Source organism: Sphaerisporangium sp. NPDC049002, assembly GCF_040649355.1.
GTDB lineage: Bacteria > Actinomycetota > Actinomycetes > Streptosporangiales > Streptosporangiaceae > Sphaerisporangium.
Window position 1 is genome coordinate 1 of record NZ_JBEZFH010000002.1, and the last position, 11,379, is coordinate 11,379.

The 11,379-nt window shown below is 68.4% G+C and carries 8 protein-coding genes; 3 read left to right on the forward strand and 5 right to left on the reverse strand.

From position 1 onward, the window contains the following. Positions 1 to 21 precede the first annotated feature (21 nt). Complete coding sequence (locus AB0B89_RS00695; RefSeq protein ID WP_358546270.1) at positions 22 to 735, forward strand: pyridoxal-phosphate dependent enzyme; 714 nt, start codon at positions 22 to 24, stop codon at positions 733 to 735. Here AB0B89_RS00695 and AB0B89_RS00700 read toward each other — a convergent pair. From AB0B89_RS00700 to hppD, 3 genes are read right to left on the reverse strand one after another with little or no spacing between them, the layout of a single operon-like run. After that, the gene (locus AB0B89_RS00700) at positions 728 to 2,179 is read right to left on the reverse strand and encodes a M1 family metallopeptidase (protein WP_358546050.1); all 1,452 of its coding nucleotides are present in this window, start codon (positions 2,177 to 2,179) and stop codon (positions 728 to 730) included. The genes AB0B89_RS00695 and AB0B89_RS00700 overlap by 8 nt on opposite strands. A 32-nt stretch (positions 2,180 to 2,211) precedes the next feature. Then, complete coding sequence (locus tag AB0B89_RS00705) at positions 2,212 to 2,649, reverse strand: RDD family protein (RefSeq protein ID WP_358546053.1); 438 nt, start codon at positions 2,647 to 2,649, stop codon at positions 2,212 to 2,214. Positions 2,650 to 2,702: 53 nt separating this feature from the next. Beyond that, positions 2,703 to 3,803, reverse strand: coding sequence for a 4-hydroxyphenylpyruvate dioxygenase (hppD, locus tag AB0B89_RS00710; RefSeq protein WP_358546055.1), 1,101 nt, complete (start codon positions 3,801 to 3,803; stop codon positions 2,703 to 2,705). 102 nt (positions 3,804 to 3,905) lie between these two features. Here hppD and AB0B89_RS00715 point away from each other — a divergent pair, with 102 nt between their 5' ends. Further along, a complete protein-coding gene (locus AB0B89_RS00715; protein ID WP_358546057.1) occupies positions 3,906 to 4,385 on the forward strand; it encodes an Lrp/AsnC family transcriptional regulator in 480 nt (159 codons plus the stop codon). A 234-nt stretch (positions 4,386 to 4,619) separates the two neighbouring features. Further along, complete coding sequence (locus tag AB0B89_RS00720) at positions 4,620 to 6,788, forward strand: transglycosylase domain-containing protein (RefSeq protein ID WP_358546059.1); 2,169 nt, start codon at positions 4,620 to 4,622, stop codon at positions 6,786 to 6,788. A gap of 23 nt (positions 6,789 to 6,811) precedes the next feature. Here the strand turns inward: AB0B89_RS00720 and AB0B89_RS00725 are convergent, their stop codons facing one another. Then, positions 6,812 to 8,935, reverse strand: coding sequence for a DUF222 domain-containing protein (locus tag AB0B89_RS00725; protein ID WP_358546061.1), 2,124 nt, complete (start codon positions 8,933 to 8,935; stop codon positions 6,812 to 6,814). Between the two features lie 439 nt (positions 8,936 to 9,374). Further along, on the reverse strand, positions 9,375 to 11,345 hold the full coding sequence (locus AB0B89_RS00730) for a thioredoxin domain-containing protein (protein WP_358546064.1): 1,971 nt from the start codon (positions 11,343 to 11,345) through the stop codon (positions 9,375 to 9,377). Between the last annotated feature and the right edge of the window lie 34 nt (positions 11,346 to 11,379).

Below are 11,379 nucleotides of genomic sequence, written 5' to 3' on the forward strand. Positions count from 1 at the left end.
CGGCCTGGACACGGTGCCGGAATCGCTCGGCGACCTCACCCACCTGACCATTCTCGTCCTCCACGACAACCGGCCGCGGCGGGGGTCGCCCTCGCCGTGAAGTCCATGCGGCCGGGCGTCCGCATCGTGGGCGTGCAGGCCGAGCGGGCCGCCGCCTACCCCGCGTCGCTCGCCGCGGGGCACCCGGTCGTGGTGGAGCCCGTGTCGACCATGGCCGACGGCATCGCGGTCGGCCGCCCAGGCGACATCACCTTCGAGATGATCCACTACCTGGTCGACAGCGTGGTCACGGTCTCCGAGGAGACGCTGTCGCGGGCACTGCTGCTCTGCCTGGAGCGCACCAAGATGGTCGTGGAGCCCGCGGGCGTGGCCGGGGTCGCCGCGCTGCTCGACTGGCCGCACGCCTTCGAGCCGCCCGTGGTCGTGGTGCTCTCGGGGGGCAACATCGATCCGCTGCTGCTGTCGAAGGTGCTGCGGCACGGCCTGTCGGTGGCGGGTCGTTACCTGGCCTTCCGCATCCGGCTCCCCGACCGGCCGGGTGCGCTCGCGACGCTTCTCAGCCGCCTGGCCGACCTCGGGGCGAACGTGCTCGACGTGGGCCACGAGCGCATGGACCCCCGGCTCCACCTCGACGAGGCGGAGGTGCTGATGCACCTGGAGACCAAGGGGCCCGTGCACTGCGACGAGGTCCTCACGGGCCTGCGCCGGTACGGCTACAAGCTCATCTTCAGCTGAGCGCGGGGCGCTGCGGCCTGTAGAGCCAGGCGTCGAACAGGTCGCCGAGCTGCTTGCCCGAGAGCTTCTCGGCGAGCCGTACGAACTCGTCGGTGGTGGCGCCGCCGTACTTGTGCTGGTCGGTCCACGTGCGCAGGAGGGTGAAGAACGTCTCGTCCCCGATGCGCTTGCGCAGGACGTGCAGCGTCATGGCGCCCCGGAGGTAGACCGAGGTGTTGAACAGGTCCTGCCGCTGGGCCACGCCGGGCGGGTACTTCCACAGGGAGGCGCCCTTGGCCGAGTAGTGGTCCTGGAAGGTCTTCTCGGCGGTGAGGCCGCCGTTGTGCTCGGTCCAGAGCCACTCGGCGTACGTCGCGAAGCCCTCGTTGAGCCACAGGTCCTTCCAGCGGGTGATGCTCACACTGTCGCCGAACCACTGGTGGGCGAGCTCGTGGGCGATGATGCTCTCGTCCGGCTCGAACCCTCCGTACATCGGCTTGGTCTGGTTCTCCAGGGCGTACCCGGTGGAGAAGTCGTCGATCACGCCGCCCGTGGAGTTGAAGGGGTACGGCCCGAACACCTTCGACCAGTAGTCGGTCACCTTGGCGGAGGTGGAGTACAGGAAGTCGAGGTCGTGCCGGAACGCCGGGTCGGTCGCCGCGTACATCGGGATGCCACCGGGCGAGGTGCCGGTCTTGACGTCGAACTTGCCAAGCGTGATCGTCGCGAGGTAGGTCGCCATCGGGTGGCCTTCGCGCCAGGCGAAGGTCGAGGTGCCGCCGGAGGTGACCGGGTCGCCGCGCAACTCGCCGTTGGCGATGACCGTGGTCCCTGCGGGGACGGTGATGTCGAAGTCGTACGTCGCCTTGTCGGACGGATGGTCGTTGCACGGGAACCAGGTCTTGGCGCCGTTGGGCTCGCTGGTGACGAACGCGCCGTCCTTGGTGGGGATGAAGCCGTAGGTGCCGAGGTTGGAGGAGTTGCGGACGGGGTCGGGCCTGCCGGCGTAGTCGACGGCGACGTCGAACTCTGCGCCCTTGGTGATCACGGCGGCGGGGGTGATGGTGAGCTCGTCGCCTTCCCTCGCGAACTTCGCGTCCTTGCCGTCGACGCTCACCCTGCGCACGGTGAGCCCGTGCAGGTCGAGGTCGAACCGTGAAAGGTTCTGGACGGCCTTCGCCCTGATGCTCGCCGTGCCCGAAAGGTGCTTGGTCGGCGGGTCGTAGGTCAGCTTCAGCGTGTAGTGGCCGACGTCGTACCCCCCGTTGCCGTCCATGGGGAAGTCGGGATCGCCGATACCCGCCGCACCGGGCGTGCCGACCTCGGACTCGGCGGACTGCGCGCTGCCGGCGTCGGGCGCGGGGCTCTGCGTCGTCGCCCCGCTCGACGCGGTGCAGGCGTTCAGTCCGAGCACGGTGGCGGACAGCATGGCGGTGGTCAGCCGCTTGGGCCCCTTCAGCTGCATGTCATGCAGCCTACGGGAGAAAGCCCAGGTCATCAGGCATCTACGACAATGGTCCCGGCGGCTTTGTCGTGCAAAGCCTGCTTCTTTCCGTCAAACAGGATCCACGCGATGTCCACCAGTCCGAGGCAGCACACCACGCCGAGGATCCCGTACACGGCCTCGCGGACCGCAGCCTGCCCCGGCGTGACCGGCTCCTGGGCAGGGTCGCGTACGACCCGCAGCCCGAACAGCTTCTTGCCCACGGTCTGGCCGCGCCAGAACGCCGTCAGCAGCCAGTAGTACAGGAACCAGACGATCGCGACGACGGCGCCGTGGTTCGCATGTACCACCTCGAAGGTCCCGTCGGGCATCCGCTCGGCCACCGTGGTGGAGAAGGGCGAGGTGATCAGTCCCACGATCAGGCCGTCGAGGATGCCGGCGAACAGGCGCCTCCACCGCCCCCCGAGCGGCGCGGATCCTGGTGATCGCATGCCTATGTGATCACCAGGATGTCCTCACAGCAAACGGGGTCGCGGGCAAACGATCAGAGGTTGCCGCGCCGGTCCTGCTCCCGCTCGATCGCCTCGAACAGGGCCTTGAAGTTGCCCTTGCCGAAGCCGAGCGAGCCGTGGCGCTCGATGAACTCGAAGAACACCGTCGGACGGTCCTGCACGGGCTTGGTGAAGATCTGCAGCAGGTAGCCGTCCTCGTCGCGGTCGACGAGGATGCGCTGCCTCTTCAGCTCCTCGATGGGCGCGCGCACCTCGCCGATCCTCGCGCGGAGCGCCGGGTCGTCGTAGTAGGAGTCGGGCGTGTCCAGGAACTCGACGCCGGCCGCGCGCATCTGTTCGACGGTCCGGATGATGTCGTTCGTGGCGAGCGCGATGTGCTGGACGCCGGGGCCGCCGTAGAACTCCAGATACTCGTCGATCTGCGACTTCTTGCGGCTGATCGCCGGCTCGTTGAGCGGGAACTTCACCTTGCGCGTGCCGTTCGCGACGACCTTCGACATCAGCGCGGAGTACTCGGTGGCGATGTCGTCGCCGATGAACTCCGCCATGTTGGTGAAGCCCATCACCCGCTTGTAGAACTCCACCCACTCGTCCATCTTGCCGAGCTCGACGTTGCCCACGCAGTGGTCCACGGCCTGGAAGTACCTCTTGGCCGGGGGCTCGACCAGCGGCCGGGCCGGCACGTAGCCGGGCAGATAGGTGCCGCTGTAGTTCGACCGGTCGACGAGCGTGTGCCGCGTCTCGCCGTACGTGGCGATCGCCGCGATGACGACCTTGCCCTGCTCGTCCTCCATCGTGTATGGCTCCGTCAGCCCCCGGGCGCCCGCCGCGACGGCGTGCGCGTAGGCGCCCTCCACGTCCGGCACGTCGAGGGCGAGGTCGATCACGCCGTCGCCGTGCTCCGCGACGTGGCGGGCGATCTCGGTGCCCGGCCGTACCGAGCCGCGCAGCTCGAAGCGCGCGCTTCCCGAGGTCAGCACGTAGGCCACCTCGTCCCGGCTTCCCGTCTCGGGCCCCTTGTACGCGACCAGGCGCATCCCGAAGGCCGAGGAGTAGTAGTGCGCCGCCTGCTTGGCGTTGCCTACCGCGAAGACCACCGAATCCATGCCGTGTACGGGAAATACATCACTCATGAGGTCACTCTCAGATGATGTGGCCTATATGTGCAAGTGTTACCCAAACAGGTAGGCAGATTGACTAGCGATCCTGGGTCACCAGGGGTAATCCTGTACAGCATGACGATTGACGAGCTGGACGTACGGCTCATCTCTCTTCTCGCCTCCGAGCCGCGCGTGGGGGTCCTTGAGGCGTCCCGGCGGCTGAGCGTGGCGCGGGGCACGGTCCAGGCGAGGCTCGACCGGCTCGTGGAGAGCGGTGTGATCACCGGGTTCGGTCCCGACGTCGACCCCGCCGCGCTGGGATACCAGGTGACCGCGTTCGTGACGCTGCAGATTCGGCAGGTCAGCGGCCATGAGCCGGTCGCGAACCTGCTCGCGGCCATCCCGGAGGTGCTGGAGGTCCACACGATCACCGGGGGTGGTGACATGCTGTGCCGGGTGGTCGCGCGGAGCAACGCCGACCTCCAACGGGTCATCGACCTGATCGTGGACGTCGAGGGGGTGGTGCGCACGTCGTCGGTGATCGCGCTGGACACCCCCGTCGCCTACCGGGTGCTGCCCCTTGTCGCCGGCACTCCGCGTCACCGCGACCGCTAGCGGTTTTGTACGAAGACGTGTTTGTACGAAGACGTGGCAATCGGCAGGTCTGTCCCGTACGCAGATCAGGGAAGCCGCGAGCATGTCCCATACCCGGACCTGGAAATCTGCGAGCCTGTGCCATGCGGAGATCGTGGGATCACTCGACGAGCGCAGCACCGGTATCTATCGTTTACTGTGGACGATCCGCCCAGCTTACGGGGGTTTGCTGAGCAGTAGATCGGGGGTTGAGCCGTGCGGGACGAAGGGAAGAAGCGCCGGTCGAGGCGTCGTCTTCTCCGCCGATTCCTCATCGCCGGTGGCATCGCCGTTCTCGGCATCGCCGCGATGGTGGCCGTCGTGTGGGTTCTCACGCCGATCCCCGACACCACCCAGAAGCTCGCGACCGCGCAGGGCTCGCTCATCTACTACCGCGACGGCAAGACGGTGCTGGCGCGTCAGGGCGTGAACCGCAAGAACGTCCCGCTCGAAAAAGTGCCCAAGGCAGTGCGCGATGCGGTCATCTCCATCGAGAACCGCACGTTCTACCAGGACCAGGGCGTGTCTTTGCCGGGTACGGCCCGAGCCATGTGGTCGACCGTCACCGGCAACCAGGTCCAGGGCGGTTCGACGATCACGCAGCAGTTGGTGCGCAACTACTACAGCGGGCTCAGCCAGGAACGGTCGGCCACGCGCAAGTTCAAAGAGATCATGATCTCGTTGAAGGTGGATCGCTCCAAGTCCAAGTCCTGGGTGCTTGAGCAGTACCTCAACACGATCTACTTCGGCCGGGGCGCCCACGGCATCCAGGCCGCCGCGCAGGCGTACTTCAGCAAGGACGTCAGCAAGCTGACCGTTTCGCAGGGCGCCTACCTCGCGGCCGTGATCCAGCAGCCGTCGCGCTTCGCCTCGCCCAAGGGCGCCGACCTCGACGCCGCCAAGGCCCGCTGGCAGGCCGTGGTCTCCGCCATGGTGCAGACGCGCACCCTCGACCCGTCGGAGGCCGCGACGCTGACCTTCCCCAAGCTGGCCAAGCAGAAGAACCCGCTCTCGGTCAGCGGCCAGAAGGGCTACATCCTGGCCCAGGTGCGGGCGGAGCTGAACCGCCACGGCTACAGCGACGAGGACATCTACCAGGCCGGACTCAAGATCACAACGACGTTCGACAAGGGGCTCATGGCCATCGCCGAGCGTGCGGTCGAGGAGACCCTGCCCCCGGACACGTCCGGCAAGGTGCGCACCGGCCTCGCCGCCGTCGACCCGGAGACCGGTGAGGTCGTCGCCTTCTACGGCGGCAAGGACTACACGGAGAACCAGTACGACAACGCGTTCTCGGCGAAGGTCCAGGCCGGGTCCACGTTCAAGCCGTACACGCTGGCCGCCGCGCTGGAGAGCGGGCTCGACCTGAACACGCGGGTCAACGGCAACTCGCCGATACGGGTCGCCTCGGCGAAAGACCCGATCCCCAACTCCGGCGGCACCTCGTACGGCTCCTCCATTGACCTGGTCGAGGCGACCCGCAACTCGGTGAACACCGCCTTCGTCGACCTCGCGCAGAAGGTCGGGCTGAAGAAGGTCGCCAAGGCCGCCGAGGCCGCGGGCATCCCGGCCGAACAGATCGCCAAGCAGAAGGACTACCCGACCTTCCCGCTCGGCACCGCGTCGGTCAGCGCCGTCCAGCAGGCCTCGGGATTCGGTACGTTCGCCGCCAACGGCGTTCACAGGGAAGCGCATGTCATCCGCTCGGTGACCGACGCCAAGGGCACCATCAGAAAGTTCACCGTGGTGGGCGTCCGCGCGTTCAGCGAGCGTACGGCCGCGGACGCGACGTACGCCATGGAGCAGGTGGTGGAGGGCGGCACCGGCACGGCCGCCCGGTTGTACGACCGCCCCGTGGCGGGCAAGACCGGCACCAGCGACTCCTCCAGCTCCGTCTGGTTCGTGGGGTACACCCCGCAGCTCTCGACCGCCGTGAACATGTTCCGCGACGACAACAAGACCGTGAGCGTCCCCGGGTACGGGGCGCTGTTCGGCGGCTCCCTGCCCGCGCAGGTCTGGCGGGCGTTCATGTCGGAGGCGATGTCGGGCAGGCCGGTCAAGGACTTCCCAGGCTCCACGTCGTACGACCCGTACTACAACGACTGGAACGGCGGCTTCAACGGCAACGGGTGGGGCGGCAACGGGAACGGCAACGGCTGGGGCAACAGGAACAATGGGACGCCTCGGGGCGACCAGCCTCCCGCGAACCCGGACCCACGCCAGTCCGACACCCCGCCCACGTCGAACCCCGGCCCCACTGGCAACCCCGACCCCAACCCGAACCCGAACCCGAACCCGAACACCAACCCGAACACCAACCCAGACGGCAACGCCCCTCCGCCTCCCGACACCCAACCTCTCGAAACCCCACCTCCACCGGGCTGAGACAAACGTCCTTCTCCCATGCGTCACCGCCGCGGGTGGTGGTCCGTTCGCCGCCCACCCGGTTCGTTGCCTTCCGCTACGCGTGTTGATGTTCGGTCATGTCTGGTGGTGACGGGGCTTTCATGTGCGGGCGCGCGGGGTCTGGGCGGAGGGGGGCCGGTGTAGGTGTAGGTCCACCGGTCTTTTCCGGTGCGGTGGCGCTGGTAGCGGCCGGGGTGGCGGTAGCGGTCGCGGTTGTGGAACTGGCAGGCCGGACCGAGGTTGGTCAGGTCGGTAGGCCCGCCCTGGGCCCACCCGTCGGCGTGGTCGATCTGGCACATGGTGGCCGGCAAAGGACACCCGTCCACCCAGCAGGTCGCGTACCGGGCGATCACCGCTCGCCGCTGGGCAGGAGTGGCAAGCCGCACCCGCCGCCCCATATCCAGCACCTGACCCTCGGCATCCATCACGATCCGCACCAACGCGGACGTACGCGCCAGGCGGTGCACATCACCCACGGGCAGCAACTGTCCGGTCGCCGGCAGCAGGGCTGGAAGCCCGCGATCAGCCCGCTGCCCACACCGGCCGCACCCGCGTTCGGTAGGCCTGAGCGGTTCGGGTGGTTCGGTGGGTTCGGTGGGTTCGGTGGGTTCGGTGGGTTCGGTGGGTTCGGTGGGTTCGGTGGGTTCGGTGGGTTGGGTTGCTCCGGTGGGTTGGGTGGGCTCGGGCGGCTCGGCTGCTCCGGCGGGCAGGGGCCGTTCGGCTGCTCCGGCCGGTTCCGTATGGCCCGGGGGTCCTGCTGGTCTGCGTGTGGATGCTGTGGATTTCGCCGGCTGGTTGTCTCTACCTGTGGGGTTGAAATGATCGGTGGACACGGGGTTGGCGTGGCGGGTGGACGCGGGGTTGGGGTGGTCATCGGGTAGGGATGCGGCGTTGACGAGGACCAGGAGCTCGGTGGCGGTCTGCTGTTCCAAAAGGGCGATGAAAGCATCAGCGTTGCGTACCCTGAGCGGGCGATCATCGCCCTCGGCCCGGGGTCTGGCGTAGGCGTCCAAAAGGGTCTTGAGCCGGGCGGCGGCCTCGCGCGGCAGCCGGAACTCCCCCTCCATCCCACCCGAAGCACTCGGACGTACCAACAGGAACCGGGCCGCGTAATCGGCTTCGGCCTCGTCGGCGGTTCCGTCGGGGACGAGCACTTCACGCAGGTAACGTCCCGCCTTGGCCACCTCGGCAGGACTCGCCTCATCAGCCAGACCGAGCAGAATCGGCTCGGCCACCTGCGCCTGGTCGTCGGTCAGATGCGCGGTGGCCGTGCAGATCACCGACACCATGCCCTCGGCGAGGGTTCCTGCGGCGAACCGGGCCCGCACGACCGGCAGGCGCGCCAACTCCACCGCCAACCCGACCAACTGCCCGGCACCGGACATGCTCATCCCGCACGCCGAACGCAGCCACGTCTTGGTCGAGGCGTGCCCCAAGCTCCGGGCCTCACCCGCCGCGTGCACTCGACCCACCCGGGCCGCGATCGCCGAGATCAGCCGATCGCGCGCCACCGCCAGATCTTCCACCTCAGCAGCACAGATCGCCGGTGACTCCGGCACCGGCGCCACCGCCAAGGCCTCGGCGGCCTCCCGTACCCGCCCCACGAACACCCACGACGCTCGGCCGCCATCGCGACCGTCGGCCTGATCATCGGTATCCCCGTGGTCATCGGCACCGGTAGAGCCGTCCCGCAGGCCACCCAGCTCTGAGTTACCCAGGCCCGGGTCATACGGCTCCCGGCCGCTGCCGCGCGGGCCGTGGTCGCGGTCGTGCTCGCACTCACCCTGCCGGTCATGCTCGTGCTCGCGGTCATGCTCGCGGTCATGCTCGCGGTCGTGCCAGTCAAGATCTTTCCGGTCGCTGGTGTACGGATCCCTGCCATCGGGTTCGGCCGCATCGCCTGAATCTTCGGCGTGGAGGTGATCCTGCTCGGCTGCTTCTCGCGCGTGAAGGTCGTGCAGCGCATGAAGGTCGTGCAGCGCGTGAAGGTCGTGTGCGGCGGAGCCATCGCTGGACCAACCCGAGGAACGCGCCACCACCGCCTCCCACCACTCGGGGCCAAGCATCGCTTCGCCCGCCGAGCTCGGCCACGGGTGCGAGCGGCCGAGCCTGGAGACATCCGCCACCCGCCATCACTCCCCATGAATTCGAAAGCCTGTACGAATGTTTTCATATTCCAGAGTCACTCGCAACCCGATTCCCACCACAGAAAAAATGTGTGAAATAAGAAAACAAATCACGATTGTCACAAGGAAATCAATTGTCGGAATTGGTGGTATTCGAACTAGATCACCTTGGTCCGGGCCGTTAGGACGGAGTCATGCCGCCGCCCACCCCGTTTCGTCACCGGGGGATGAGAAAGAAGTACGTACTGCGGGGCGTCCACGAAGGCTCACCCGCGCCTCGCCGACCCCCGTACACACATAGCCCGATCGGGGCAAGACGGTAACAAGACAAAGGCCCCAGCCGGGCGGAGATCGCCCATCCGACCCGCGCGAGCGTAAGCGATCACCACAGACCACGGGGCCAGGAGGAGGACACTGCCGGCAGGCGAAGCCGGCGGGCTCAGCGAGTGATCGAGGTACGGAGTTCCCTTGTCAGGGCCGCGGGGGAGGTTACGGGGGCCTGGCAGGTGAACCGGCGGCAGACGTAAGCGGCGGGTTGGCCGTTCACCAAACCTCGGCCCTCCATCAGTGGGACGTTTCCGTCGCCGAGGGCGATCACTGTCCCGGGGGCGCCGGCCATCAGGGCGGCGCGGTGCAGGGCGGTGGTGCGCGGGTCGTCCAGAGGGCCGGTGATCGCGACCTCCACAGGCCCGGCCAGCGCGGCCTCGGCGACCGCGAGGCCCCAGCCGGCGAATCTGGCGTGCTTGTCGGCGAGCACCGACACAGTGCCGATCGCCGCCTCGGCCGCCTCCCGGTGGCGCTCCGACCCGGTCAGGGCGCCGTACGACAGCAGTGCGCCCGCCGCCGCGAACTGCCCGGACGGCGTGGCGTTGTCGGTGGGATCCTGGGGCCGCTGGAACAGCCGTTCGCCGTCGTCGGCGGTGTCGAAGAACCCTCCTGACCCGTCCGGGAACCGTTCGAGCACCGTGTCGAGCAGGGCGCCCGCGAGCTCGAACCACCGGGACTCCCCGGTGACCCCGTACAGGGTGAGGAACCCTTCGGCGACGTCCGCGTAATCCTCCAGCACCCCGGCGTTGGACCCGGCCCGGCCGTCGCGCGAGGTGCGTGCCAGCCGGCAGCCCTGGAGGTGGACGTCGGCCAGCAGCTCGGCGGCCGTACGCGCCGCGTCGACGAGGTCGCGGCGGTCGAACAGGGCGCCCGCCTCGGCGAGAGCCGCGATGGCGAGCCCGTTCCAGGCGGCCACCACCTTGTCGTCCCTGCCGGGGCGTACGCGGGACGAGCGGGCGGTGAGCAGCTCCGCGCGCACGTCGTCGGACAGCGCGCGGTCGGAGGGGTCGGTGAGCAACTGGAGCACCGAGGCGCCGTGCTCGAAGGTGCCCGCGGCCGTCACCTCGAACAGCGACGCGGCCCAGGCGCCGCGCTCCTCGCCGAGCACCTCGCGCAGCTCCGAGGGCGTCCAGACGTAGAACTTGCCCTCCACGCCCTCGCTGTCGGCGTCGAGCGCGGAGGCGAAGCCGCCCTCGGGGGTGCGCATCTCGCGGAGCAGCCAGTCGGCGGTCTCCAGGGTCACGCGCCTGGCCAGGGGAGCCCCGGTGGTCCGCCACCAGTGGGCGTAGACCCGTAGGAGCAGGGCGTTGTCGTAGAGCATCTTCTCGAAGTGGGGCACCACCCAGGCGGCGTCCACGCTGTAGCGGGCGAAGCCCCCGCCGAGCTGGTCGTACATGCCGCCGCGGGCCATGGCGCCGAGGGTCTTCTCGGCCATCTCCATGGCCTCCCGGGTGCCGTGCCTCAGCAGGAACTCAAGGACCATCGACGGCGGGAACTTCGGCGCCCCGCCGAAGCCTCCACGGACGGGGTCGAAGGTACGGGCGAGATCGCGCACGGCCCGCTCGGTCGTCTCGGCGGTCGGCAGGAGCCCTCCCGCCGGCGCGGAGCCCTGGCTGAGCGCCTCCACCACCTTGAACCCTTGGGAGAGCACCGCCTCGCGGTCCTCGGTCCACGCCTGGGAGACACCGGCCAGGAGCCGCTGGAACCGCTGCCGGGGGAAGTATGTGCCGGTGTAGAACGGGTGACCCTCGGGCGTGGTGAACACGGTCATCGGCCAGCCGCCGTGGCCCGTCATGGCCGTGGTGGCGTTCATGTAGACGGCGTCCACGTCGGGACGCTCCTCGCGGTCGACCTTCACGTTGACGAACCGCTCGTTCATCATCTGGGCCGTCCCCGCATGCTCGAAGGACTCGTGGGCCATCACGTGGCACCAGTGGCAGGCGGAGTAGCCGATCGAGACGAGCAGCGGCACGTCCCTCCTGCGGGCCTCCGCGAAGGCCTCCTCGCCCCATTCGAACCATTCGACCGGATTATCGGCATGCTGGAGCAGGTAAGGGCTCGTCGCGTCCTTCAAGCGGTTCATCGAGATCTCCCTGCGTACGCGGTGCGTACATTCT

Excerpts from the sequence above, each read along its gene's own strand:
- AB0B89_RS00700 (WP_358546050.1), bottom strand. The coding sequence starts at position 2,179 with ATGCAGCTGAAGGGGCCCAAGCGGCTGACCACCGCCATGCTGTCCGCC.
- AB0B89_RS00705 (WP_358546053.1), bottom strand. The coding sequence starts at position 2,649 with ATGCGATCACCAGGATCCGCGCCGCTCGGGGGGCGGTGGAGGCGCCTG.
- hppD (WP_358546055.1), bottom strand. The coding sequence starts at position 3,803 with ATGAGTGATGTATTTCCCGTACACGGCATGGATTCGGTGGTCTTCGCG.
- AB0B89_RS00715 (WP_358546057.1), top strand. The coding sequence starts at position 3,906 with ATGACGATTGACGAGCTGGACGTACGGCTCATCTCTCTTCTCGCCTCC.
- AB0B89_RS00730 (WP_358546064.1), bottom strand. The coding sequence starts at position 11,345 with ATGAACCGCTTGAAGGACGCGACGAGCCCTTACCTGCTCCAGCATGCC.